Source organism: Cupriavidus sp. H39, from assembly GCF_050271075.1.
GTDB lineage: Bacteria > Pseudomonadota > Gammaproteobacteria > Burkholderiales > Burkholderiaceae > Cupriavidus > Cupriavidus necator_B.
The window spans coordinates 37843-64041 of sequence record NZ_CP189846.1 but is presented as its reverse complement, the minus strand read 5'-3'; the positions used below and the strand labels follow the sequence as shown (position 1 = coordinate 64041).

The following is a 26199-nucleotide window of genomic DNA, read 5'->3' as shown; positions in this document are numbered from 1 at the left end:
GGCCTCATACCCATCTGCGTACCCTCCCTTTGTAAGCCTCGTACTCTGCCCCAAATAGAGACGCCAACACACGTTCTTCCGGAATGATCTGGAACCGAGTGATGTAAAGCACGTACACGACGACCCATAGGACAGCGAGCGGATTCGCCAGAAACACTGCCCACGCCAACAGGGTAAGCAAGAGCCCGACATACATGGGGTTGCGCGTATAGCGGTACACGCCTTGAATGACCAACGAGGAAGCCAAGCTTGCCTTGACCGGGTTCACGGTGGTCCTGGCGCGCCGAAACGCAACCATTCCGGCGATGCTGATGCCTTGGCCGACGCACACCAAAACGACGGCGCAGAGCACGCGGACCGGATAGGGAATCTGCACAAGGCCCGCGACGGCTGGCGTCAGCCACATAAGAACAGCCAGGACAAGCGCCACGATGGGAGGAGGAAACTTCAGTTCAAGCACGCTCATATCACTCCATGATGAGGCCTGGCGCCCGGCATGACCCGCCACGCACACACCTGATTAGCGGCAAGTCTTGCGGATCGAACCCACGCCGGGATCGCCCTGCTGGCGATAGCCCGCGGCACCGGAGACGGGAATCTACGCCCTCAAACCAGCATCGATTGCTGGGCGAAGATACCCGCCATCGCGCCCTGCGATGATGCCAGGGTGACCGAGGGCAAGAAGGGCGTGGCGAGGTCGCCGGCGGCGTAGATGCCGGGCATGCTGGTTTGGCGGCGCTCGTCGACCTTGAGGGCGATGCCGACGGGCGTCTCCACCGTGGCGAGGCCCAGTGATTCATGCAGGCTTGCGGACGGCTTGTTGCGCGGATGGGCGAACAGGATGTCGACCGCGATATTGCGGCGGGTATCGAGATTGACGGTGGTGATATGGCCCTTGTGATGGGCGATCTCGATGATCCGGCCATCGACGACAGGTATGTTGCGGCGCGCCAGATCGGCCTGGATATCGGGCGGAATGTCGTGACCATCGGCGAAGACAGTCAACTTGTCGGTCCAATCGTGGAACAGCCTGACAGACTGGTGCGACTGCGGGCCGGCCCAGACCAGGCCCCAATGCTGGCCGGCGACTTCAAAGCCGTCGCAATAGGGACAGGGCACGATGGACGTGCCCCAGCTTTCGGCAAAGCCCGGAACATCAGGCATCTGGTCGGCGACGCCATAGCTCAGGATCAGGCGGCGCGCCCCAAGGCCTTCGCCATCGCCAGTGAGGACGGAGAAATGGTCGATGGCGCCGGAGACGCTGTCGGCCCGGGCACTGACCAGCCTGATCGTAGGATAACGCGCCAGCTGCTGCCGCGCCTCTGCCAGGATGTCCAGCGGTGGCTTGTGATCGTGCCCGAGCAGGCCATGCGAGTGGCCGGCGAAGCGATTGCGCGGCAGGCCGGTATCGAGAACGGTGACCTTGCGGCGGGCACGGCCGAGCTGCAGGGCGGCGGCGAGGCCGGCAAAGCTGCCGCCGATGATGATCACGTCATTCATGGTGATGGGCTCCGTGTTGTGGATGGAGGGGTGGGCTGGGCCTGGCGCGAAATATCGTCCAGCGTTACGCGCTCGAGACGGGCGGCGGGGCCGGCCCGCGGCTGCGCCAGGGGGAGGAAGTCATGGGTCGACTGATTATTAGACTACGAGTATAGTAATACTAGGCATAAATAGTAAACTGTCAAGTACAATTAATCTTCCACAGTCCGCCATGCTTGATAGCCCACTGCTGCTGCTGCTGCTGCTGCTGCCGCTGCTGCCGCTGCTCGCGGCCCGCCCTGTCCACCGCTGAGGGGCTCCTCGGGATCGCCGTCAGTTACTGGACTGCAAGTCCAATAAAGTGCGTGCGCTATAATGAACTGTTAAATCCACTAATCTGCCCATGGCCCGCCCCCCAGCTCCCGCTCTCAAGCCCCAACGCGGGCGGCCACGCGATCCCGAGCGCGTGCGGCGCATCCTGGAAGCGGCGCAAAGGCACTTCAACGAGCATGGCCTGGAGCGTGCCAGCGTGGATGCCATCGCCGCGGACGCCGGTGTGTCCAAGATGACCGTGTACAGCAACTTCGGCTCCAAGGAGAGGCTGTTCCAGGCGGTCGTGCGCGACAGGACGGCGACGGTGGTGGCTGGCGTCCCGGGCGCCGGGGCGCTGGACCCGGACCAGCCGGAGAAGGCGCTGCTGGCGATCGGCGCCCGGTTTCTCGCACTGGCGCGCGGAGACGACGCCCTGGGCGCGTTGCGCTCGGTCTACGGCGTCGCGGGGGCGCAGCCGGAAGTCTGCCGTGCGTTCTACAAGGACGGCCCGGAGCGTGTGAACGGCGAGCTGGCTGCATACCTGCGCCGTGCCGACGCGGCGGGCACGCTGAAGGTGCGGAACCCGCTTCAGGCGGCGGACCTGTTCTTGTCGATGTTCCTGGGCTCCGGGCACATCCGCGGACTGCTGAAGCTCGAGATGCCGGATACCCGGGAAAACAGGGCTCTGCTGCGCGAGGCCGTACGGGTCTTCCTGGCGGCCTACGGCGCGTAGGCTCCACAATGCGGCCTGAGGTCGATGGCGGGCGGCCTGCTGGTGCTCGCGGTGCACGCCGGGCTTTCGCCGCAGCGGGCATCACGTCCGTCTGCGTGAAGACGCGGCCGCGCGAGCTGCGGGCGGCGCCACCGCGCGCGCGTGCTGGCGCCGAATGATCGGGCGGCACCAACGCGCCGCCTCGTTTTGATAGGGCTAGACGTGAAGCTGCCCGGCTATGGATGACGCCGGGCGTTTCGCCGGCGGCTCTGGATTGGGGTGGGTCGCGGTAGAGCCTCAGAAACCGAAACTTCCTTGGCCACTCGTGTCGCGGCTTGAACACGATCGCAACTTCCTTGTTGTCCAATGCTGCCTCTGTCAGCACGACGTGATGATTGCCGAAGTAGACGAATCCCCGCCTTGGCGCGAATGTCCTAATGTGACGACGCACCGGTTCTATCTCTCAGCCTGCAATACCTGATGTACTAGTGACACGCCGTAGGGCGGACGACGCTCCGTTCGGAGCGAGCGGAACTGGTACCGCAGACATGGTCGAGGGCAGTATGTCCGTCAGCATATTCGATATCTTCAAGGTTGAAATCGGGCCCCTTGGTTCGCATACCGTGGGCCCCATGATCGCGGCTTGCCACTTGAATGTGCCGAGGGTCGACGAACACCCGATTCCTTACCCCTTTCAGAGCGCCGAGGAGCTATTGCGGATGTGCAAGGAGTCAGGTCGCACCATTGCCGACCTGATGCTCGAGAATGAGAAATGCTGGCGAAGCACCTATGACATTCGCGCCGGGCTACTGGCAATTGCCGCTGCCATGGGCGCTGGCGGCATAATTCCCGCTGTACTGCAGTACTACCGCAAGTTCGTACCCGGAGCCAATGAGGATGGTGTGGTGGATTTCCTGTTAACCGCTGCGGCCATCGGCATTATTTATAGGAAGAACGCGTCGATATTTGGGGGCGAGGCCGGTAGCCAGGGTGAAGTCGGGGCGGCCTGCTCGATGGCTGCAGCGGGTCTTGCCGCGGTGCTTGGCGGTAGCAACGAACAGATCGAGAACGCAGTTGAAATCGGCTTGAAGCACAACCTTGGCATAAGCTGCGACCCGCCCGGACAGCACGGCCGGCGACCTTGTCGCGGTGGGGCCCTCAGCGCAGCCTGAAAGGAAAAGCCATGGAACATATTGATAGTCTGGCTCTGCGCAAGGCGTTGGGTGCTTTCCCCACAGGGGTGGCTGTGATGACCACTTTGGACGCCACCGGAAGGGCATGTGGGCTCACCGTCAACTCGTTCAGCTCTGTCTCCCTGAATCCGCCATTAATCCTATGGAGTCAATCGCTTTCATCGAGGAGCCACCCCGTTTTTCGGGACGCGGAGCGGTTCGTGGTAAACATCCTCTCAGAGCATCAAATTCACATCTCCAGGCAGTTTTCGACAGCTAGCGACGACAAATTTCGCAATATCGCATTTCGATCCGGTTTGGGCGGCGTTCCCATTATTAGTTCATGCGCGGCAAACCTGGAGTGCGTGAAGGTTTCCGCCCACCCTGAAGGTGACCATGTGGTCTATATCGGACGAGTTATCCGCCAGGAACGGTCCGAACAGAGGCCGCTCGTCTTCGGGGATGGCCGCTACCTGGTAGCACGCCCCCATCAGCAGGATGAGCGGGGCGCCGTTCTCGCTTTGGAAAGCTAGGGATGGTGGTCCACTCGATGTGGAGTTTGCTTCAATCCACGGCGCCGCCTTCAGTCTGCAGCTTACGGATCCAGTTCGGGATGCTGTGCAAACCGGCGATGGCGACGCCCGATTAAACGAGCTATCCGTCCGGCGATGGGTTCACTGTTCCTCGAGTTTGACGAGCAACGCGTGGGCCTCTCGCAAGTCCACAGTGTCGAAGCCTTCGCTGAACCAGCCGTAGGTTTCGCGCAGCAAGGAACGGGCCTCGGCATGCCGGCCCTGCTGCTGCCACAGGCGGCTCAGCGCTAATACCGCGCGGAGCTTCGGCGATCGGGCGTCCTGCCTGCTGGCAATCGCAATCGCCCGCTGGAAGCAGGCTTCGGCGTCGTTGGCGACCCCGTTCGCTTCGCGCAGTCGGCCCGCTTCCAGCAGTGTCAGTTCTCCTTTGAGTCGATGCAACTCTGCTTCGTGCACCCGCTCTTCGGTTCGCTCCACGGCAGCCAGCGCCTCGACCACCGCTGCAAGCCCCGCGTCAACTTGTCCGGCTCGGGCACAGGCTTCGGCAAGCAGCGCCAGAAAAAGGGTTCGCAGAAGCTCGGCACCGGTTTCGCGGTATGCGCGCAAGCCTTTCTGCATGAGGTCGATCCCCGTTTCTGCTTGCCCACCAGCAGCCAGGGCACAGCCTGACAGGATCGTTCCGCAAGCCAATCCGTATGGCAAGCCATAATCGGTTGCGAGGGCGACGAGTGCCTGTGCGAGATCGTGAGCCTGTTGCACTTCGCCACGGAACAGACCGACCTGCGCAGCGGCTATCAGCGCATCGGCCGAGTCGGAAGGATGGGAGGGGGGCCGGGCCAGGGCGAGCGCCTCCTGGCTGCGTGTGCAGGCTTGGTCCGGGTAGCCAAGCAGCCACAGATCCATGGCAATGAGAGCCAGGCCTTGAACGCCGGGCTCCAGGCCATAGATGAAGGCTTGTGATCGGTGCAACCCGGGGTCATAGATTGCCATGGCCTGCTCGAGCCGCGCGCGGGCAGGCAGCAGTTCGCCAAGATAGAGCAGGTTGGCCCCCAACGCCCGACCCGCCTGGAGCTGCAAAGCAGGATCCTGCGCCTGTTCGGCCAGGCCAAGCAGTTGGTCCGCCAACTCGCGAGCGGTCCGGTGTTCCGCTCGGACCGTACAGAAGGTGCGTAGTCCCAGCAGCGCCGTAAAGTGCTGGGTCGTCTCGCCCAGTTCCCGGCACAGCGCCAGCGCACGCGTATAGGCTGCCCCTACTTCGGGGGCGGCGAAGCCTTTGTTGCACATCAAGGCCGGGCCGAGGGTGAGCTGGATGCTCAGCTCTTGCCGTGCGTGTTCGAGGTCGTCAGTCCGCGTCCTGGCAAGCAAGGCAAGCGCCATGGTGAGGTGGGCGACCGCCTCGGCGTCAGCCGAGCGTTGCACGGCCTGGCGCCCGGCTCGGTGCAGGTACTCCACCGCCTTCGGTGTGTTGCCGCTGCGGCTGAAGTGATAGGCCAGCTCGCTGCAGTGCTCCTCGAGCTGAGCACTGAACAGGGCCTCGATCGCCTGGGCGGTGCGCTCATGCAACGTACGACGCCGCTCGCTCAGCAGGGAGCCGTAGGTCACCTCCTGGGTCAGCGCATGCTTGAAGCTGTACTCGATCTCCGGGAACGCTGGCTGCTCGTAGATGAACTCCCCAGCCTGCAGCCGGGCCAGCAAGCTCTTGGTCTTGTCCTCGGGCTGCTCGACGACGCGCGCAAGCAGGCTCCAGGGAAATGTCTTGCCGATCACGGCCAGGGTCTGCAGCAGCGCTTTCTCGGCCGGCTGCAGGCGGTCGATGCGGGCGGCGAGGACCCCTTGCACGGTGGCGGGGATGTGCAGCTTGCCCGGGACCTGCTCGAGACGATAATGGCCGCGCTCGCCGCGCAGGACTTGCCCCTCGACCAGGTCCTGCACCACTTCCTCGATAAAGAAGGGGTTGCCTTCGGTCTGCTCCAGAATCAACGGCTCGAGCCGGGCAAGTTCGGTGGCGTCGCCCAGCAGCGCGCGCAGCAGGTCCCGAGCTTCGGTTTCGCCAAGAGGATCCAGGCGTAGCTGGGTGTAATAGCTCTTGCGGCTCCAGTCGTGCCGGTATTCCGGCCGGAAATTGACCAGCAGCAGGATGCGTGCGCTGGGCACGCTCTCGCCGAGAAAACCGAGGAAGGCCTCGGTTTCGCTGTCGAGCCACTGCAGGTCTTCGACGATCAGCTCCAGTGGCTGGGTCAGGCTTTCGCGCACGAGCAGCCGCTTGATTGCCTCGAAGGTGCGCTGCTGGCGGATCTGGGTGTCCATCTGCGCCAGTGCCGAGCCTGGTTCGACGGCTCCCAGCAGGTGGCAAAGATAAGGCAGGCTGTCTTCCAGCGCACGGTCCAGCGTCAGGAGCTTGCCAGTGAGCTTCTCGCGCCGCCGGCGCTCATCGTCTTGCCCCGTGATCTGGCAGTAGTTTCGCAGCAGTTCGATCAGCGGCAGATAGGGGTAGGCCTTGCCGTGCGAAACCGAAAAGGTTTCGAGCACCAGGCCATCGCGCGGCGCGAGCAGCTTGAACTCGTGGCAAAGCCGTGACTTGCCGACCCCTGGTTCGCCGACCACGCCGACAATCTGCCCACGTCCGGCCCGTGCCCGTGCCCGCGCTTCGTGCAACTGTTCGAGTTCCCGGGTGCGCCCGACAAAGCGCGCCAGGCCGCGGCTGGCCGACACCTGCAACCGGGTGCGCAGCGGGCCCAGACCGACGACTTCAAAGACCTCGAGCGGCTTGGATAGCCCCTTGATCGGCGTTTCTCCGAGGGCCTTGAACGCGAAATAGCCTTCGGTCAGGTTGCGCGTGTGTTCACTCGCAACGATAGAGCCGGGCACTGCAATGCTCTCCATGCGCGAAGCAATATGGATCGAATTGCCCACTGGGTCATAGTCGGTGTGCAAGTCCTTGATGCGGATTGTACGCACCACAACTTCGCCGGAATTGATGCCGACACGGATCTGCAGCGCGATGCCTTGGGCGAGGCGCACGCCGTCAGCGTAATGGCGCATGGCTTCCTGCATGCGCAGCGCCGCCAGCATGGCCCGCTGCGGATGGTCTTCGTTCGCGATGGGCGCGCCGAAGAGCGCCAGGATGCCATCGCCCATCGACTTGGCGACATAGCCCTCATAGTGATGCACGGCCTCCATCATCAGTGCCAGCACCGGGTCGATCAGGCGGCGGGCGTCTTCGGGATCGAGGTCATGGATCAGCGCGGTCGAGCCGGCCATGTCGGCGAACAGCGCGGTGACCATCTTGCGCTCGCCGTCCGCCGGGCCCCGGGCTTCCATTTCTGCCTGCGCCGCGAGGATGCGCTCGGCCAGATAGGGAGGGGTGTAGTCGATGGGGGTGCTGGACGCAGTTGCCGTGGCACCGGGGGCCGCGCTTGAGGCAGCGGGGGCACTTACAGGAGCGCCCAGCGGCGCGCCGCATTCGCTGCAAAACTTGGCGCTGGCAGCCGTCTCTTGCCCGCAGGCGGGGCAGGCGCGCACCTGCCTGGCGCCACATTCCTCACAGAACTTGGCACCTGCCGGATTCTCGAACCCGCACCTTGCGCAGCGCATGGGGCTGTCCCCTGATGGGGCTAGCGACAGTCAACGATTAGATCTTATCAAGGCGGGCAGGGCCCGTCGAACCCGTGCGCTTGCGCGGGGTGGCCGGAGCTCACTCACTGCTTCCGGCAGCGCGGGCGGTGGGGGCCCCGAACCGGCGGTTGCCAGGCCAGGGGCGGGCCGAAGTGCTGGCCTATGTCTTCCTGTCCACTCCATCCACATCGGTGCTCAGTTCGCCACGTGGGTCAGGATTGGCAACCAGAAGGCCGCCGCGCGGCTCCGTCCCTTAGTGCCGCACGTGTGCTTACAGGATAAGAACGTCCAGGCAGCAGTTCCAGGGTCACGGCCCGCTCCTCAGTACAGCACCACCGAGCGGATCGACTCGCCGCGCTTCATCAGGTCGAAGCCGTCGTTGATGCGCTCCAGCGGCAACGTGTGGGTGATCAGGTCGTCGATATTGAGCTTGCCTTCCATGTACCAGTCGACAATCTTCGGCACGTCGGTGCGGCCGCGCGCGCCGCCGAAGGCGGAGCCCTTCCACTCGCGCCCGGTCACCAGCTGGAACGGTCGCGTCGAGATCTCGGCGCCGGCCTCGGCCACGCCGATGATGATCGACTTGCCCCAGCCCTTGTGACAGCACTCCAGCGCCTGGCGCATGACCTGCGTGTTGCCGATGCATTCGAACGAATAATCGGCGCCGCCGTCGGTCAGCTGGATGATGTGGTCGACCACGTTGTCGACATCCTTCGGGTTGATGAAATGCGTCATGCCGAACTTGCGCGCCATCGCTTCACGGCCCGGGTTCAGGTCGACGCCGATGATCTTGTCGGCGCCCACCATCTTCGCCGCCTGGATCACGTTCAGGCCGATGCCGCCCAGGCCGAACACGACCACGTTGGCGCCGGCCTCGACCTTGGCGGTGAACAGCACCGCGCCCACGCCGGTGGTGACGCCGCAGCCGATGTAGCAGACCTTGTCGAACGGCGCATCCGGGCGCATCTTCGCCAGCGCGATCTCCGGCACCACGATGTGGTTGGCGAAGGTCGAGGTGCCCATGTAGTGGAAGATGGGCTTGCCGTCGATCGAAAAACGCGAGGTGCCGTCCGGCATCAGGCCCTTGCCCTGCGTGCTACGGATTGCCTGGCACAGGTTGGTCTTGCGCGACAGGCAGAACTTGCACTGGCGGCATTCCGGCGTGTACAGGGGGATGACATGGTCGCCCGGCTTGAGCGAGGTCACGCCCGGGCCGACGTCGGTGACGATGCCCGCGCCCTCGTGGCCCAGGATCGCCGGGAAGATGCCTTCCGGGTCGGCGCCGGACAGCGTGTAGTAGTCGGTGTGGCAGATGCCGGTGGCCTTGATTTCCACCAGCACTTCACCGGCACGGGGGCCGTCCAGGTCCACGTCTTCGATGGTCAGCGGCTTTGCCGCACCCCAGGCAACTGCTGCGCGTGTTTTCATTGATCCTTCTCTCAGATATAAGTTTTTGGCGCGAAACTATAGGCGGACCGACGTTGGTCATGGTCCGTTGGCCGTGCACTTGTCCGAAGACAGAGGTAAGTTGGCCGACGACCGTCATGGCGATCAGGTGACCCGAATGCCGAGACATGTCGTTTCGTCATCATGAAACTACAAGTTCAATCCTCGCTTTCACTTTCAGTGAGCGCCAACCCATCGCCGGCATCGCCATCGCGCAGCATTGACTCGGCCGGATCTGCGCCCTTGTCGCGGTAGGTCGCAGGCGGTACTCCAAACTGTTTGCGAAATTCTCGGCCCAGGTGCGATGCGTCGGCAAAACCGCAGCTCAACGCGATGTCGGCGACCGTGCGGTCCGAGCTGGTCAACAACCACGCGGCGGTCCGCAGCCGCACATGCTTGGCGAATGCCTGCGGGCTCTTGCCGGTCTCCGCCTTGAACAGGCGCTCGAGCTGGCGTGGCGACAGGTCGAGCTTGCAGGCGAGCGCTTCAAGCGGGAGCGCCCGGCCGACGTGCTGCTCCATCAGCAGAATCGCGCGCTTGACCTTTGGGTGCGTCGCGGGCTCGAGGCCGGGCGGATGCGGCTGCGGCGCATTGCCCTTCTGCATCTCGCCGACGAGCAGGATCCGTAGCGCCTTCTGTACGGTCGCGTGATCGAAGTGGCGCAGCAGAATGGCGGCTGCGACGTCGATCGACGCGCGCCCGCCTGAGCAGGTGATGCGCCGGCGGTCAATCACGAACAGCCGGTCGGCAATCAGCAGTTCCGGGGCCACCGACGGGAAGCGCTCCGTGAAATCCCAGTAATGGAACCAGCTGACGCAGGCGCGGTGCCCCTCGAGCACGCCGGCGCGCATCAGCGTGAATACGCCGGTGCAGATGCCGACGATGGTCGCGCCGCCGCGCGCCGCGCGACGGATGAAGTCAAGCGTCTCAGGTCCGGCCTGTGGTCCCGAATGCAGTAGCCCGCCGACCACGACCACGTAGTCGAACGGCTCCGCCGCGTCGAAAGTCTCCCATGGCGCAACCTGGATCCCGCAACTTGCGCGTACCGGCGCGAGTGTGTTTCCGATCACACTCCAGACGCACCGCACCGGCTTGCTGTAGTCGCCATCGTCCGCCGACAGCCGCAGCATGTCGACGAAACCCGAAAACGCGGTCAGCGTGAAGTTCGGCAGCAGCACGATGCCGAAGCGGACGCGCCGTGGCGCCGGCTCGGCGACAGGGGAAATGGGAACGTCGGGTGTCATGGCGGCATCCATCTTGACAGGCCCGCGCAAGTGGGCGGATCTGGGTTGCGGGGCGGTGGCGCTTCAGCATCGATGCCGGTGATGCGTACGGCATCCATGCTGCGCTCGCCCCCTATCCGCTCGACGCGGCTCCGTCACCGACAGCGTCGCCGATCAGCCTGCCGCGGACTTGCACATTTCCGACGCGAATCATCGCCAAAGCGAACTTCCGGCCCGTCTGGACTCGCGCCTGGCGGCGGCGTCCCACGTTGATGCCGCTTTTGTTCTATCAGCAAATCCTGCGCTTTGATGTACTGGCGTCCAACGACACTTACCAGCCAAGCGCAGAGAGGCAGCCAGATGAATGTCAGCGTTTTCGACTTGTTCAAGATCGGCATCGGCCCATCGAGTTCGCATACGGTCGGCCCGATGATCGCCGCATGCCGGTTCGTATCGCACCTTGAAGACGCCAACCTGCTCGGCTTCGTGCGCCGCGTGCGGGCCGAATTGTACGGTTCGCTCGGCGCGACCGGCAAGGGCCACGGCAGCGACAAGGCGGTGCTGCTCGGCCTGGAGGGAAGCCTGCCCGACCGGATCGAGCCGGACGGGATCGAGCCGCGCCTCGCGCAGATCCGCAAGGACAAACGCCTGATGCTGCTTGGCAAGCATGAGATCGCTTTCGACGAAAAGGAGCATATCGGCTTCTTTCGCCGTCTGATGAGCGGCACGGGCAACGTCGTGCATCCGAACGGCATGCGTTTCCAGGCGTTCGACGAGCAGGGGCAGTTGCTCGTCGAAAAGGAGTATTACTCGATCGGCGGCGGCTTCGTGGTCAATCGCGACGGTGACCGCGTGAACGGCGTGCGCGCGGCGGCCGACGTACCGTATCCGTTCCGCACCGGCGCGGACCTGATGCAAGCTTGCGCCGACAGCGGGCTGTCGATCGCGGAGCTGATCTTTCGCAATGAATGCGCGCTGCGCCCAGCCGAAGACGTGCGCGCCGGGCTGCTGGCGATCTGGCAGACGATGGCCGCCTGCGTCGAGCGTGGCTGCAAGGTGGAGGGCGAGCTGCCCGGCCCGATGCGCGTGAAACGCCGCGCGGCCGAGCTCAACCACCGCTTGCGCACACGTTCCGAGGAGTCACTGCGTGACCCGCTGTCGATGCTTGACTGGGTCAACCTGTATGCGATGGCTGTCAACGAAGAGAACGCGGCCGGCGGCCGCGTCGTCACCGCGCCGACGAACGGCGCGGCTGGCGTGATCCCGGCGGTGCTCCACTACTACGTGAAGTTCGTGCCAGGGTCGAATGACGACGGCATCGTCGACTTCCTGCTGACGGCGGCCGCGATCGGGATGATCTACAAGGAGACGGCTTCCATCTCGGGCGCGGAGGTCGGTTGCCAGGGCGAGGTTGGCGTTGCGTGCTCGATGGCCGCGGCGGCGCTCGCCGCCGTGATGGGTGGCACGCCCGGCCAGGTCGAGAATGCCGCCGAAATCGGCATGGAGCACAACCTCGGGATGACCTGCGATCCGGTCGGCGGACTGGTGCAGATTCCCTGTATCGAGCGCAATGCGATGGGCGCGATCAAGGCGCTCAACGCATCCCGCATGGCGCTGAAGGGCGACGGCCAGCACTACGTGTCGCTCGACTCGGTGATCAAGACCATGCGCGAGACCGGCGCCGACATGAAGACGAAGTACAAGGAGACGTCGCGCGGCGGCCTGGCCGTAAACGTCATTGAATGCTAACGAGGGTCCATGAAATGAGCCGCTATTCGATATTCAGTCTGTTCCGCAACGGCCTGTCCTATCACGAGAACTGGGAGAAGCAATGGAAGAGCCCGGAGCCAAAGCGCGAGTATGACGTGGTGATCGTCGGCGGTGGTGGGCACGGTCTCGCGACCGCATACTACCTCGCGAAGGAACATGGCATCACGAACGTGGCGGTACTCGAGAAGGGCTGGATCGGCGGCGGCAATACCGCGCGCAACACCACAATCGTCCGCTCGAACTATCTGTGGGATGAGTCCGCGGCGCTCTATGAAAAGGCAATGAAACTGTGGGAGGGGTTGTCGCAGGACCTGAACTACAACGTGATGTTCAGCCAGCGCGGCGTGATGAACCTCGCCCACACGCTGCAGGACGTGCGCGATACCGAGCGCAGGGTGAACGCGAACCGCCTGAACGGCGTCGACGCCGAGTTCCTGACGCCGCAGCAGATCAAGGAGATCGAACCGACGATCAACCTGGACAGCCGCTATCCCGTGCTTGGCGCGTCGATCCAGCGCCGTGCCGGCGTGGCCCGGCATGACGCGGTCGCGTGGGGCTTCGCGCGAGGGGCGGATCGCGCCGGCGTCGACATCATCCAGAATTGCCAGGTGACCGGCATCCGCCGCGACCGTGGCGCGGTCGTCGGCGTCGAGACGGTGAAGGGCTTCATCAAGGCGAAGAAGGTCGCTGTGGTCGCGGCCGGCAACACCTCGACCCTCGCGGACATGGCCGGCGTGCGCCTGCCGATCGAGAGCCATCCGCTGCAGGCGCTGGTGTCGGAGCCGATCAAGCCGGTCGTCAATTCGGTGATCATGTCGAACGCGGTGCACGCGTACATCAGCCAGTCCGACAAGGGGGACCTGGTGATCGGCGCGGGCATCGACCAGTACACCGGCTTTGGCCAACGTGGCAGCTTCCACATCATCGAGGGGACTTTGCAGGCAATCGTCGAGATGTTCCCGGTGTTCTCGCGTGTGCGGATGAACCGTCAGTGGGGCGGCATCGTAGACGTGTCGCCGGATGCCTGCCCGATCATTAGCAAGACCGACGTGAAGGGCCTCTATTTCAACTGCGGCTGGGGCACGGGCGGCTTCAAGGCGACGCCGGGATCGGGCTGGGTATTCGCGCACACGATCGCGCGCGACGAGCCGCATCCGCTGAACGCGCCATTTGCACTGGATCGCTTCTATACCGGCCACCTGATCGATGAGCACGGCGCTGCCGCCGTCGCGCACTGAACGCCCCGAGGAGAAAGAAATGTTGCTGATCGAATGCCCGTGGTGCGGCCCGCGCGCCGAATCCGAATTCTCGTGTGGCGGCGAGGCCGACATCGCACGCCCGCTCGAAACCGACAAGCTGTCTGACCGCGAATGGGGAGACTACCTGTTCATGCGCACCAATACCCGCGGCATGCATCGCGAGCAATGGATCCACGCCCAAGGCTGCCGCCGGTGGTTCAAGGTCGAGCGCGACACCGTCACCTACGACATCAAGGGCTACGAGACCTTCGTCCAGCCCACTCCCAACGCACCGCGGAAAGGGGGCAAGCAATGAGCCAGAAAGACCGTCTCGGCACGGGCGGCCGTATCAATCGCGGCCAGCCGCTGGCCTTCACGTTCAACGGACGCGCGTACCGTGGCTACCACGGCGATACGCTGGCTTCGGCGCTGCTGGCCAACGGCGTGCGTTTCCTCGCGCGCAGCTTCAAGTACCATCGCCCGCGCGGCATCATGACCGCCGACGTCGCCGAGCCAAATGCCGTGGTGCAACTGGAACGCGGCGCGTACACCGTGCCGAATGCGCGCGCAACGGAGATCGAGCTGTATGAGGGGCTCGTCGCGACAAGCGTGAACGCGGAGCCGGACCTGGAGCGCGACCGCCTGGCGGTTAACCAGAAGTTTGCGCGCTTCATGCCGGCGGGCTTCTACTACAAGACCTTCATGTGGCCACGCAAGATGTGGCCGAAGTATGAGGAGAAGATCCGCGAGGCGGCGGGCCTGGGCAAGGCGCCCACGACGCTGGATGCGGATCGCTATGACAAATGCTACGCGCACTGCGATGTCCTGGTGGTTGGCGGCGGGCCGGCGGGCCTCATCGCCGCGCTTGCGGCGGCAGAGACAGGCGCGCGCGTGATCCTCGTCGATGACCAGCGTGAGCTCGGCGGCAGCCTGCTTTCCGGGCGGACCGAGATCAACGGCAAGCCCGCACTGCAGTGGGTCGGCGAGATCGAGAGCAAGCTGCGCAAGCTGCCCGACGTGACGATCCTGTCGCGCAGCAACGCGTTCGGCTACCAGGACCACAATCTCGTCACTGTCACGCAACGCCTCACTGACCACCTGCCGGTATCGATGCGCCATGGCTCGCGCGAACTGCTGTGGAAGATCCGCGCAAAGCGGGTGATCCTCGCGACCGGCGCGCACGAGCGTCCGATCGTGTTCGGCAACAACGACCTGCCGGGTGTGATGATGGCGTCAGCGGTATCGACCTACATTCATCGCTACGGCGTGCTGCCGGGGCGCGAGGCGGTGGTCTTTACGAACAACGATCGCGGCTATCAGGCAGCGCTCGACCTGAAGGCGGCCGGCGCGAAGGTGACGGTGGTCGATCCGCGCACCTCGACCAGCGGCGCGCTGCCGGCCCTGGCGAAGCGGCAGGGCGTGACCGTCCTGAACGGCGTGGTCGTGACAGCCGCGTCCGGCAAGCGACAGGTCACGTCTGTCAAGGTGGCTTCCTATGCGAACGGCCAGGCAGGCGGCAAGGTGTCGAAGCTTCCTTGCGACCTCGTCGCCATGTCGGGTGGACTGAGCCCTGTGCTTCACCTGTTTGCACAGTCGGGCGGCAAGGCACAGTGGAACGATGAGAAGGTGTGCTTCGTCCCGGGCAAGTCGCTGCAGGCCGAGGCGAGCGTCGGCGCGGCGGCAGGAGAGTTCAATCTGGCGCTGGCGCTGCCCCTCGCGCTGGAAGCGGGGGTCGATGCGGCGAAGGCCGCCGGCTTTGGTACCGCAAAGGTGTCGGCCGCGCCCAAGGTCACGCCCGTCGCCGAGGGCGCGCTGCTGCCGCTGTGGCTCGTCGGCAGCCACGCGGCCGCCGCACGCGGGCCGAAGCAGTTCGTCGACTTCCAGAACGACGTCGCCGCGTCAGACATCCTGCTCGCCGCGCGCGAAGGCTTCGAGTCAGTCGAACATGTCAAGCGCTACACCGCGATGGGCTTCGGTACCGACCAGGGCAAGCTCGGCAACATCAACGGGATGGCGATCCTGGCGCAGGCGCTCGGCAAGTCGATTCCCGATACCGGCACGACCACCTTCCGCCCCAACTACACGCCGGTCACGTTCGGCACGTTCGCCGGGCGCGAAGTCGGCGACTTCCTTGACCCGGTCCGCAAGACCTGCATCCACGAATGGCACGTCGAGCATGGCGCGCTGTTCGAAGACGTCGGCAACTGGAAGCGGCCGTGGTACTTCCCGAAGAAGGGCGAGAACCTGCACGCGGCGGTAAAGCGCGAGTGCCTCGCGGTGCGCAACAGCGTCGGCATCCTCGATGCGTCGACGCTCGGCAAGATCGACATCCAGGGCCCGGACGCGGTAACGCTGCTGAACTGGATGTACACCAACCCGTGGAACAAGCTTGAAGTCGGCAAGTGCCGTTATGGCCTGATGCTTGACGAGAACGGCATGGTCTTCGACGACGGCGTGACGGTGCGGCTCGGCGAGCAGCATTTCATGATGACGACGACGACGGGCGGCGCCGCGCGCGTGCTGACCTGGATGGAGCGCTGGCTGCAGACCGAATGGCCGCACCTGAAGGTCCGGCTTTCATCGGTGACCGATCACTGGGCGACGTTCGCGGTGGTCGGGCCGAACAGCCGCAGGGTGCTGCGCAAGGTCTGCGATGACATCGACTTCGCCAACGACGCGTTCCCGTTCATGAGCTATCGCAACGGCACCGTCGCCGGCGCAAAGGCGCGCGTGATGCGGATCAGCTTCTCGGGCGAGCTGGCGTACGAGGTGAACGTGCCTGCGAACGCCGGCCGTGCCGTGTGGGAAGCGCTGATGGCCGCTGGCGCCGAGTTCGACATCACGCCGTACGGCACGGAAACGATGCACGTGCTGCGCGCGGAGAAGGGCTACATCATCGTCGGCCAGGACACAGACGGTTCGGTCACGCCGTATGACCTCGGGATGGGAGGCGTCGTCGCGAAGTCGAAGGACTTCCTCGGCAAGCGCTCGCTGACGCGCTCGGATACCGCCAAGGAAGGCCGCAAGCAGTTCGTCGGCCTGCTGACCGACGACGCGGAGTTCGTCCTGCCCGAGGGCGCTCAGATCCTCGCGCCGGGCACGCGCGTGTCGACGGCCGAGCCAACGCCGATGATCGGCCATGTGACGTCGAGCTACTACAGTCCGATCCTGAAGCGTTCGATCGCGCTCGCCGTGGTAAAGGGCGGCCTGGGCAAGATGGGCCAGAGCGTTGCGATCCCGCTGGCCAATGGCCGGCGCGTGATGGCGAAGATCTCCAGCCCCGTTTTCTACGATACCGAAGGAGTGCGCCAGAATGTGGAATGAAACGGGTAATGCTACGCCGGTTGCAGATATGCCGGCAACGGACGCGCGCCAGCGCGGCGTCCGACTCGAGTCGCCGTTCATCGGCGCGACCGATCTTCTGAACGCGCAGCAGGCGCGCGCATCGAAGCACTTCGTTCTGCGCGAGCGCGCCTTCCTTGATCTCGTCAACGTGCGCGGCGACCTGTCCGATCCGATATTCGTCGACGCGTTCGAGGGCGTGGTCGGATGCTGTCCGCCAGCCGCCCCTAACACAGTCGCCCGCAGTGCCAACTATGACGTGCTGTGGCTCGGCCCCGACGAGTGGCTCGTGCGGTCGAGCGGCCCCGTGCCGGCGGGCGTACTCGAGCCGAAGATCGCCCAGGCGATCGCCGGGGCTTACGCGGCGGCGGTCGACGTCGGCAGCGGCTATACGGTTGTCGAGATCAGTGGGAGCCGCGTGCGCGACGTGCTGGCGCGCGGCTGCCCGCTCGATCTGCATCCGCGCGTGCTCAAGCCGGGGCAGTGTTTGCAGAGCCACTACTTCAAGGCCTCGATCGTGCTCGTGCCGACCGGCGTCGACAGCTTCGAGATCGTGGTGCGCCGCAGCTTTGCCGACTACTTCTGCCGCATCATGCTCGACGCGGCGCAGCCGCTGACATCATGAAGCTCGTCGATAACGCGTTCAACGGTCCACTCGCTGCACTCGACGCGCCACTCCTGCCCGGCACGGGATGGAGCGTGTTTATCGATGCGTTGAAGGTGCCGGTGCGGATCGGCATCCATCCGCATGAGCACGACGCACCGCAGCCGATTGTCATCGATGCACGACTCGGCTATCGTTGCGAGCCGCGCGAGGAAGGCGAGTGGATCGATTACGAGGGCTATTGTGCTCGCCTCGCCGCGTTTCTCGGGCACAAGCCGCATACGCGGCTGCTCGAGACGCTGGTGGCCGAAATCGCTGAGCTATCGTTTCGCGAATGGCCGGCGCTCGACACGCTGACAATCGCCGTGCACAAGCCGAAGATCCGGCCTGGCACGCAACGCGTCGGTGTCGCACTTGAGTGGACACGCGCCGATTACCTGAGGCGCAGCGGGAAGCCGGGATAGTCGTTTCCCGAGCCGTGTCGGCGTTGGTCAAACGCGTGTCGGTATTGGACATAGGCTTCCCCTTCTCGCGGACTACTCTCGAAGACGCTGCCGCACATGCTGCGCCGACCGGCGCGGCAGCGGCGCGAGTCACGATAATACAAGGAGAGAATCCAATGAAAATGGGAGCGACTGCGGGCCCGGCTCTGGCGCTGATGTTTTCCGCGTCCGCCTTTGCCCAAAGCGGCGTCACGCTGTACGGTGTGATCGACGAAGGCATCAACTACACGAATAACGTCGGCGGACATAGCCTGACCGAGCTGGCAAGCGGCTTTGCGCAAGGCAGCCGTTGGGGCCTGAAGGGGACGGAGGATCTGGGCGGCGGCCTCAAGGCGTTGTTTCAGCTCGAGAACGGTTTCAATGCAAGCAACGGCAAAGCGGCACAGGGCGGGCTGATGTTCGGTCGGCAAGCCTACGTCGGGCTTTCCGACAATCAATGGGGGAGCGTCACGCTCGGGCGCCAGTATGATTCGGTGATCGACTATCTCGCGCCGACGACCGTTGCCGGCAATTGGGGGGGGACCATGTTCGGCCACCCCTACGATAACGACAACCTGATCTACTCGTTCCGCGTCAACAACACCGTCAAGTACACCAGTCCCTCGCTTGGCGGGTTCCAGTTCGGCGGCACCTACAGTTTCAGCAACGACACCAACTTTGCCAACAACCGCCAGTATGGTGCGGGGATGCAGTACGCGAACGGAGGCTTGTTGCTGGCTGCAGCCTATCTCCAGGCGGACAACCCGTCGGCGACGGCGGGGGGCGCCATCAATAACGGCGGCGACCAGAACTTCCTTGCCAGGCGTTTGCGCATCTTCGGTGCCGGCATCAACTACACGTTCGGCGCCGCAACGGCAGGCTTCGCTTACTCCAACTCGAATCTGACCGAACCGCTGTCCACTTCGTACATCTCTGGCTCGATCCTGCCGGCCAGCGGCACGTTGAACTCGCTCCGGTTCCAGAACCTGGAGGTGAATTTCAAGTATCAGTTCACGCCCGCTTTCTACGCCGGTGGGGCGTATACGCTCACCCTGGAAAACTTCAACGCGTCGTCGGGCGACGCGAAGCCGAAAGTTCATTCCGTCGGCCTGATGGCGGACTACAGCTTCTCGAAGCGCACGGACGTCTATATCCAGGGTGCCTACCAGCATGTCGCCGGCGGCAAGACCGGCACCGCATTGGACATGGCTGACTTGCCCGGGGCATCGAACGCTTCATCGACGTCGAATCAGTTCCAGGTCCGTGCCGCGATTCGCCACAAGTTCTAAACCTGTTCCCTCCCGGCGGTCGCCACGAGTCGCGACAGCGACTCGTGGCAGAGCGCCCGGACAGGAACCTCTCGCGGGAACCGGGCGTGCGCGTCAGGAGGACTTGTCCGCTACAGCGGGATAAAGCGCGCTCTCCCCTGTTTCGTCCCCAGACGCCAGCGCTTCCAGTGCGACGCCACGGGTCTCGATCCCCAGCACCCACACAGCGAGTGCCGCCACCGCGAACGACAGCGCGCCGAGCGTGAACACGCCCCCCTGTCCGAACACCGGTAACACCACGCCAACCACGTAGGGCCCGATCAGCGACCCGATCCGCCCGACCGCCGAGGCGAAACCCGACCCCGTCGCACGCGAGCCGGTGCCATACTGTTCCGGCGTGTAGGTGTACAGCACCGCCCACATGCCGAACAGGAAGAACTGCATCGCCAGGCCGGTGCCCACGAGCAGCGTGACACTACCGCCGTACAGCGCACTCTGGCCATACAGGTACGCCATCATGCCGCCGCCGAGCAGCGACGCGATGCAGGTTGGCTTGCGCCCCCATCGCTCGACGAGCCACGCTGCGCACAGGAAGCCCGGCACGCCGCCGAGCGAAATCAGCACCGTGTAGTACACCGATTGCGTGACCGCAAAGCCGGCCTGCTGCAGTAGCGCGCCAAGCCAGGAGGTCAGTCCGTAGAAGCCGAGCAGCGCGAAGAACCAAAGCAGCCAGACCATCGTCGTGCGACGGCGGTAGGCGCCGCTCCAGATCTCGCGCAGCGCGCCGCGCCCGCGCACTGGCTCGGCCATTGGCTGCTGCGACGGTCGCGGCAGCATCGCGACGCCGGCCGAACGCATCACCCTGGCCTCGATGCCACGCATCACCGCGTCGGCCTCGGCGTGCCGGCCCGCATGCTCGAGCCAGCGCGGCGACTCGGGCACGATGCGGCGCACGATCAGCACGAATACGGCCGGGATCGCAAGCAGCGCGAACACGGTGCGCCAGCCAAACTGCGGCAGCACGAAGTAAGAGACAATCCCGGCGGTGATAAAGCCGAGCGGCCAGAAGCCGTCCATCAGTGCGATCAGGCGGCCGCGATTCGCGGTGGGGACGAATTCGGACAACAGCGTCTGCGCGACCGGAAACTCCATGCCCATGCCGATCCCGAGCAATACGCGCCACGCGATGAGCGCGTCGACGCTTTGCGCAGTGGAGCAAAGATACGACGCTATGCCCCACAGCACCATGCTCCACTGGAACACAGGCCGGCGTCCGAAGCGGTCAGCGAGCAGGCCGGCGAGCGCCGCGCCCACCACCATCCCGAAGAAGCTTGCGCTGGCGACGACGCCTGTCATTGCGGTTGACAGCCCGAACTCCTGCTTGATCGAGCCCAGTATGAACGTCATGGTGGCGAGATCGACCGAGTCGAAGAAGAAGGCGATCGCGATGATGACGAAGATCAGCTTGTGGTAGCCGGAAAACGGCAGACGCTCGAGCCGGGCGGCGGCGTTCGAGCGCGTGGGTGAGGTGGCGGGAGTTGGCATGGCGTCCTTGAGAAATGAGGACCTCTTAGCGGGTTGCTTTCAGGCCCCAATCTTCAGTAGACGCGGTTATCGCCGCACGCTCTGGGGTATACCCGTCGCCGGTCTGTGCAAATCCGACATCGGCAGACCAGTGTGGGGCGGTACCGCCCGCCTCGCTCGGTGGGCGCGCGCGGCGTACGCAATGCCGAGGGCGGAGCCGACGCTCGCCGATGTCGGCGCTGGGCAAGCGCCTGTCGGGTTTTGAACATAGCCGCCTGGTGTCCCGGAATACGCTCGAAGACGCTGCCGCGCATGCCGCGCCGATCGGCGTGGCTGCGGCACGATTCAACGAGACATGGAGACAATGCGATGAGCAGCAACCGAGGTGTCGTATATCTTGGGCCGGGCCAGGTCGAGGTGCAGAAGATCGATTATCCGAAAATGGTCGATCCCAGCGGCCGGGCAATTGGCCACGGCGTGATCCTCAAGGTCGTCAGCACGAACATCTGCGGCTCGGACCAGCACATGGTGCGCGGCCGCACCACCGCACCGACCGGCCTGGTGCTCGGTCACGAGATCACCGGCGAGGTCATCGAAATCGGCCGCGACGTCGAGACATTGACGATCGGTGATCTGGTGTCGGTGCCGTTCAACGTCGCGTGCGGCCGCTGCGCGATGTGCAAGGAGCAGCACACCGGCGTTTGCCTGAGCGTCAACCCGTCGCGCGCGGGTGGGGCGTACGGCTATGTCGACATGGGCGGCTGGATCGGCGGGCAGTCCGAGTACGTGATGGTGCCGTATGCCGACTTCAACCTGCTGAGGTTCCCCGACCGCGACCAGGCGATGGCAAAGATCCGCGATCTCACCTGCCTGTCGGACATCCTGCCAACGGGCTATCACGGCGCCGTGACCGCGGGCGTGAAGCCGGGTTCGACGGTCTACATCGCCGGCGCGGGCCCGGTCGGCATGGCGGCTGCCGCTTCGGCGCGCCTGCTCGGCGCGGCCTGCACGATCGTCGGCGACATGAACCCGGCGCGTCTCGCGCATGCGAAGGCGATGGGCTTTGAGGTCGTGGATCTGTCGAAGGACGCAACGCTCGGCGAGCAGATCGCCGAGATTCTCGGCACGCCCGAGATCGACTGCGCGGTGGACTGCGTCGGCTTCGAGGCGCATGGTCACGGCTCGTCGGGCTATGTGGAGGAGGCGCCCGCCACAGTGCTCAACTCCCTGATGGAAATCACGCGGCCAGCCGGTGCGATCGGCATTCCGGGTCTGTACGTGACCGATGATCCGGGCGCCAAGGATGCCGCGGCCCAGCGCGGCAGCCTCAGCATCCGCTTCGGCCTCGGCTGGGCGAAGTCGCACTCGTTCCATACGGGGCAGACGCCGGTCGTTAAGTACAACCGCAACCTGATGCAGGCGATTCTCCACAATCGCTTGCCGATTGCAGAGATTGTCAATGTGACGGTCATCCCGCTTGATCAGGCGCCGGAAGGTTACAAGCAGTTCGATGGCGGCGCGCCACGCAAATTCGTCATTGATCCGCACGGGCTGTTGGCGGCCTGACCACCCGCGCAGAAAAAAAACGGGCGGCCGATTAGCGGCCGCCCGTTTTGCAGTTGGGGCAGTGTGGTTCACTGCCGCCGACGCTCACGCGTGCAGCATCACGGAAGAGGATTTGTGCCCTGACGACTTCGCCAGCGGCGCGCTCTGCGCCCTGCGCTCGCGCGTAGGCGCGACGCCGAACTCGTCACGGTAGCTCTTGCTGAAATGGCACGCGGACTGGAAGCCGCATGCCATCGTGATGTGCATGATCGACATATCCGTCTGCAGGAGCAGCTCGCGCGCACGGCGCAGGCGCAACGTCAGGTAGTAATGCGTGGGCGTCATGCCGAGATGGTCGCGGAACAGGCGCTGCAGCTGCCGCTGAGACAAGTTTGCAAGCCGCGCCAGCTCTTCGCGCGACAGTGGCTCCTCGATATTGTTCTCCATCAGCGAGACCACCTCGAACAGAGACTTCTTCGCCGAGCCCAGTCGCGCGACCAACGGGATTTTCTGCTGCGCGCTGGTGTCGCGCACGTGCTCGACAATGAACTGTTCGGCGATCTGCGTGACGCGCGCGGTTCCGACGCGACGGGTGATCAGGTTCAGCATCATGTCCAGCGGCGCGACGCCGCCCGTGCAAGTGACCCGGTCGCGGTCGATCACGAACAGTTCCTTCAGGAAGCGCGTATCGGGAAACTCCTCCTTGAGCGCGGACATGTTTTCCCAGTGGATCGCGCAGGCATAGCCGGCCAGCAGGCCGGATCTCGCGAGTGCGTACGTGCCGGTGCAAAGGCTCCCCAGCATCGTGCCCTCGCGCGCCGCGCGGCGCAGCGTGGAGAGGTGCTCCGCTGTCGTCGAACGCTGCACGTCGATGCCGCCGCAAACGAACACGATGTCAGGACGCCCGATGCTGTCGGCCCGCTCGGTGTCGAGCGCCAAGCCGTTGCTCGCCGTCACCAGTCCGCCTTCCGGGCTGATGATGCTCCAGCGGTACAGTTCCTGGCCGCTCAGGTAATTGGCCATGCGCAGCACTTCGATCGCATTGGTGAACGCGATCATGGTGAAGTTGGGCAGCGGCAGGAACGCGAAGTGAGATAACGACGCGGTGCGGTCGGTCGACATGGGGGCGTCCTTCAGATTTTTAAGGTGCTTTTCCAGCCCTTGGGGGAAGGGTCCGGATGCTTTTTACTTATTGTTAAGTCAGCCGCAACAAGCATGCCATACGGCGAAACCCTAGCTCTTTAGTGGGGTGTCCCGCTGGAGACTGGGTGGACGCCTCCTTGTTGCACTGCAATCGTGACGCTCCGCACCCGCAATGCGCGTCAGGCACCGCCGCAGTGCCCGCCCGGGGCCACTTGTGCAAATCGGACGCGAATGGCGGAAATGGGAAAGAACGCGTCTGAATTCATCAATCGGCCAAAAACACGAACGACAAGAATAGAGCCGTTGGCAACGCTGCGCCTATCAGGCGAACAAGCCTGGCGCGGCGGGCCTCTCGCCCCAGTCAGCCATTTCATCCCACACGGACCTCTATGTCGAACACCCAGTCTTTCTTCTCGCAGCCTCTGGCCGAGCGCGATGCGCTGGTTCGCGGCGCCCTTTCGAAGGAACTCGAGCGTCAGCAATCGCAAGTCGAGCTGATCGCCTCGGAAAACATCGTGTCGCGTGCGGTGCTTGAGGCGCAAGGTTCGGTACTGACCAACAAGTACGCCGAAGGCTACCCCGGCAAGCGCTACTACGGTGGCTGCGAATTTGCGGACGAAGTCGAATCGCTCGCGATCGAGCGCGTGAAGCAACTCTTCAACGCCGGCTTTGCCAACGTGCAGCCCCACTCGGGCGCCCAGGCGAACGGCTCGGTGATGCTCGCGCTGACCAAGCCGGGCGACACCGTGCTCGGCATGTCGCTCGACGCGGGCGGTCACCTGACCCATGGCGCCAAGCCGGCGCTGTCGGGCAAGTGGTTCAACGCCGTGCAGTATGGCGTGAACCGCGAATCGATGCTGATCGACTACGATCAGGTCGAAGCGCTCGCGAAAGAGCACAAGCCGAGCTTGATCATCGCCGGCTTCTCCGCGTATCCGCGCCAGCTCGATTTCGCCCGCTTCCGCGCAATCGCCGACGGCGTCGGGGCGAAGCTGATGGTCGACATGGCGCACATCGCCGGCGTGATCGCCGCGGGCCGCCATTCGAACCCGGTCGAGCATGCGCACGTCGTCACCTCGACTACGCACAAGACCCTGCGCGGCCCGCGCGGCGGCTTCGTGCTGACCAACGATGAAGAGATCGCCAAGAAGATCAACTCGGCCGTGTTCCCCGGTCTGCAGGGCGGCCCGTTGATGCACGTGATCGCAGCCAAGGCAGTGGCGTTTGGCGAGGCGCTGTCGTCGGACTTCAGGACCTATATCGACAACGTGCTCGCGAACGCGAAGGCGCTCGGCGAAGTGTTGAAGGAAGGCGGTGTCGACCTCGTCACCGGCGGCACCGACAATCACCTGCTGCTGGTCGATCTGCGCCCGAAGGGGCTCAAGGGCACGCAGGTCGAGCAGGCGCTCGAACGTGCCGGCATCACCTGCAACAAGAACGGCATCCCGTTCGACACGGAGAAGCCGACCATCACGTCCGGCATCCGGCTCGGCGCGCCGGCGGCCACGACGCGCGGCTTCGGCGTTGCGGAGTTCCGCGAGATCGGGCGCCTGATCCTCGAGGTGTTCGAAGCGCTGCGCGCAAATCCGGAGGGCGACGCCGCCACCGAGCAACGCGTGCGCCACCAGATCTTCGCGCTGTGCGATCGCTTCCCGATCTACTGACCCGACGAACGAAAAGACTGGAGCCCCCATGAGCCCGCTGCACCAGGACAGCATCATTATCGACGGCCTGAACATCTCGAAGTTCGAGCGGTCGGTGTTCGAAGACATGAAGAAGGGCGGCGTCACGGCCGCGAACTGTACGGTCTCGGTCTGGGACAATTTCACCAAGACCGTCGACAACATTGCGCTGATGAAGAAGGCGATTCGCGACAACAGCGAACTGCTGACGCTCGTGCGCACCACTGACGACATCCGCCGCGCAAAGCATGAGGGAAAGACCGGCGTGATCCTCGGCTTCCAGAACGCCCACGCGTTCGAGGACAACCTCGGCTATGTCGAAGCGTTCGCCGACATGGGCGTGCGCGTCGTGCAGCTCTGCTACAACACGCAGAACCTGGTGGGCACCGGATGCTACGAGCGCGACGGCGGGCTGTCGGACTTCGGCCGTGAAGTGATCACCGAGATGAACCGCGTCGGAATCATGGTCGATCTGTCGCACGTTGGGGGCAACACCTCGTCCGAGGCGATTGCGTTCTCGAAGAAGCCGGTCTGCTACTCGCACTGCCTGCCGTCCGGCCTCAAGGAACATCCGCGCAACAAGAGCGACGCGCAGCTGAAGGAGATCGCCGATGCGGGCGGCTTCGTCGGCGTGACGATGTTCGCGCCGTTCCTCAAGCGCGGGATCGAGGCGACGGTCGACGACTACATCGAAGCGATCGACTACGTGGTCAACCTGATCGGCGAGGACGCGGTCGGCATCGGCACCGACTTCACGCAGGGCTACAGCACCGAGTTCTTCGACATGCTGACGCACGACAAGGGCCGCTACCGGCGCCTGACCAATTTCGGGAAGGTGATCAACCCCGAAGGGATCCGGACCATCGGCGAGTTTCCGAACCTGACTGCGGCAATGGAGCGAGCCGGCTGGAAGGCCTCTCGCATCCGCAAGATCATGGGCGAGAACTGGGTGCGCGTCTTCAAGGAAGTGTGGGGCGCCTGATCCCCGACAGCGCCAACTTTCATCAAATCACCACAAACGGACGGGCGCGCGCGATAGCGCGCGCTCGCGGGCGACGCCGCGTCTACGCAACGCTACCAGCGGCTTTCCTTTCCTCACGGAGTTATCA

Annotated in this window: 19 protein-coding genes and 2 pseudogenes; 14 read left to right on the top strand and 7 right to left on the bottom strand. The window is 64.5% G+C overall.

Annotation, left to right across the window (positions count from 1 at the left end; genetic code table 11):
• Nucleotides 1-4 precede the first annotated feature (4 nt).
• Entirely contained in the window at nt 5-466 is a 462-nt protein-coding gene (locus ACOCMH_RS00755; protein WP_427307287.1) for a methyltransferase family protein, read from the bottom strand.
• 140 nt (nt 467-606) lie between these two features.
• Complete coding sequence (locus ACOCMH_RS00750; protein WP_427307286.1) at nt 607-1500, bottom strand: NAD(P)/FAD-dependent oxidoreductase; 894 nt, start codon at nt 1498-1500, stop codon at nt 607-609.
• A 445-nt stretch (nt 1501-1945) separates the two neighbouring features.
• On the opposite strand from ACOCMH_RS00750, the gene ACOCMH_RS00745 reads away from it, so the two are divergent.
• The 4 genes and pseudogenes from ACOCMH_RS00745 (at nt 1946) to ACOCMH_RS00730 (ending at nt 4208) form a co-directional block, all read left to right on the top strand.
• Nucleotides 1946-2524 carry a TetR/AcrR family transcriptional regulator C-terminal domain-containing protein gene (locus tag ACOCMH_RS00745; protein ID WP_171515040.1) on the top strand — a complete coding sequence of 193 codons (579 nt, stop codon included), beginning with the start codon at nt 1946-1948 and terminating at the stop codon, nt 2522-2524.
• A 527-nt stretch (nt 2525-3051) separates the two neighbouring features.
• A pseudogene (locus ACOCMH_RS00740) lies at nt 3052-3141 on the top strand (serine dehydratase beta chain); the annotation flags it as partial.
• 165 nt (nt 3142-3306) lie between these two features.
• Nucleotides 3307-3648 (top strand): annotated as a pseudogene (locus ACOCMH_RS00735) (L-serine ammonia-lyase, iron-sulfur-dependent, subunit alpha); the annotation flags it as partial.
• Between the two features lie 38 nt (nt 3649-3686).
• Nucleotides 3687-4208: a flavin reductase family protein gene (locus tag ACOCMH_RS00730; protein WP_427307285.1), complete on the top strand. Its 522-nt coding sequence runs from the start codon at nt 3687-3689 to the stop codon at nt 4206-4208.
• A gap of 141 nt (nt 4209-4349) precedes the next feature.
• On the opposite strand, the gene ACOCMH_RS00725 is transcribed toward ACOCMH_RS00730, so the two are convergent.
• The 3 genes from ACOCMH_RS00725 to ACOCMH_RS00715 all read right to left on the bottom strand — a co-directional run bounded on the left by ACOCMH_RS00725 (nt 4350) and on the right by ACOCMH_RS00715 (nt 10513).
• Entirely contained in the window at nt 4350-7802 is a 3453-nt protein-coding gene (locus tag ACOCMH_RS00725) for an AAA family ATPase (protein WP_427307284.1), read from the bottom strand.
• A 342-nt stretch (nt 7803-8144) separates the two neighbouring features.
• Complete coding sequence (locus ACOCMH_RS00720) at nt 8145-9251, bottom strand: S-(hydroxymethyl)glutathione dehydrogenase/class III alcohol dehydrogenase (protein ID WP_427307283.1); 1107 nt, start codon at nt 9249-9251, stop codon at nt 8145-8147.
• A gap of 176 nt (nt 9252-9427) precedes the next feature.
• Entirely contained in the window at nt 9428-10513 is a 1086-nt protein-coding gene (locus tag ACOCMH_RS00715) for a GlxA family transcriptional regulator (protein ID WP_427307282.1), read from the bottom strand.
• Nucleotides 10514-10852: 339 nt separating this feature from the next.
• On the opposite strand from ACOCMH_RS00715, the gene ACOCMH_RS00710 reads away from it, so the two are divergent.
• The 7 genes from ACOCMH_RS00710 to ACOCMH_RS00680 all read left to right on the top strand — a co-directional run bounded on the left by ACOCMH_RS00710 (nt 10853) and on the right by ACOCMH_RS00680 (nt 19217).
• Complete coding sequence (locus ACOCMH_RS00710) at nt 10853-12241, top strand: L-serine ammonia-lyase (RefSeq protein ID WP_427307281.1); 1389 nt, start codon at nt 10853-10855, stop codon at nt 12239-12241.
• A gap of 14 nt (nt 12242-12255) precedes the next feature.
• Nucleotides 12256-13500, top strand: a complete 1245-nt coding sequence (locus tag ACOCMH_RS00705) for a sarcosine oxidase subunit beta family protein (protein ID WP_427307280.1) — start codon at nt 12256-12258, stop codon at nt 13498-13500.
• A gap of 19 nt (nt 13501-13519) precedes the next feature.
• Nucleotides 13520-13816: a sarcosine oxidase subunit delta gene (locus ACOCMH_RS00700; RefSeq protein WP_427307279.1), complete on the top strand. Its 297-nt coding sequence runs from the start codon at nt 13520-13522 to the stop codon at nt 13814-13816.
• The gene (locus ACOCMH_RS00695) at nt 13813-16824 is read left to right on the top strand and encodes a sarcosine oxidase subunit alpha family protein (RefSeq protein WP_427307278.1); all 3012 of its coding nucleotides are present in this window, start codon (nt 13813-13815) and stop codon (nt 16822-16824) included. Before ACOCMH_RS00700 ends, ACOCMH_RS00695 begins: the two co-directional genes overlap by 4 nt.
• Nucleotides 16814-17467 carry a sarcosine oxidase subunit gamma gene (locus ACOCMH_RS00690; RefSeq protein ID WP_427307277.1) on the top strand — a complete coding sequence of 218 codons (654 nt, stop codon included), beginning with the start codon at nt 16814-16816 and terminating at the stop codon, nt 17465-17467. The genes ACOCMH_RS00695 and ACOCMH_RS00690 overlap by 11 nt, the downstream gene beginning before the upstream one ends.
• The gene (locus tag ACOCMH_RS00685) at nt 17464-17910 is read left to right on the top strand and encodes a dihydroneopterin aldolase (protein ID WP_427307276.1); all 447 of its coding nucleotides are present in this window, start codon (nt 17464-17466) and stop codon (nt 17908-17910) included. Before ACOCMH_RS00690 ends, ACOCMH_RS00685 begins: the two co-directional genes overlap by 4 nt.
• A 155-nt stretch (nt 17911-18065) precedes the next feature.
• Nucleotides 18066-19217, top strand: a complete 1152-nt coding sequence (locus ACOCMH_RS00680; protein ID WP_427307275.1) for a porin — start codon at nt 18066-18068, stop codon at nt 19215-19217.
• Nucleotides 19218-19310: 93 nt separating this feature from the next.
• Here ACOCMH_RS00680 and ACOCMH_RS00675 read toward each other — a convergent pair whose 3' ends face one another.
• Nucleotides 19311-20741 carry an MFS transporter gene (locus tag ACOCMH_RS00675; RefSeq protein WP_427307274.1) on the bottom strand — a complete coding sequence of 477 codons (1431 nt, stop codon included), beginning with the start codon at nt 20739-20741 and terminating at the stop codon, nt 19311-19313.
• A 348-nt stretch (nt 20742-21089) separates the two neighbouring features.
• Between ACOCMH_RS00675 and fdhA the strand changes: the two genes are divergently transcribed.
• Nucleotides 21090-22286: a formaldehyde dehydrogenase, glutathione-independent gene (gene fdhA / locus ACOCMH_RS00670; RefSeq protein ID WP_427307273.1), complete on the top strand. Its 1197-nt coding sequence runs from the start codon at nt 21090-21092 to the stop codon at nt 22284-22286.
• 84 nt (nt 22287-22370) lie between these two features.
• Here fdhA and ACOCMH_RS00665 read toward each other — a convergent pair whose 3' ends face one another.
• Entirely contained in the window at nt 22371-23387 is a 1017-nt protein-coding gene (locus ACOCMH_RS00665) for a GlxA family transcriptional regulator (RefSeq protein WP_171515054.1), read from the bottom strand.
• Nucleotides 23388-23797: 410 nt separating this feature from the next.
• Between ACOCMH_RS00665 and ACOCMH_RS00660 the strand changes: the two genes are divergently transcribed.
• Nucleotides 23798-25072, top strand: a complete 1275-nt coding sequence (locus tag ACOCMH_RS00660; protein ID WP_427307272.1) for a serine hydroxymethyltransferase — start codon at nt 23798-23800, stop codon at nt 25070-25072.
• A 28-nt stretch (nt 25073-25100) separates the two neighbouring features.
• Complete coding sequence (locus ACOCMH_RS00655; RefSeq protein ID WP_171515056.1) at nt 25101-26072, top strand: dipeptidase; 972 nt, start codon at nt 25101-25103, stop codon at nt 26070-26072.
• The last annotated feature ends 127 nt before the right edge of the window (nt 26073-26199 follow it).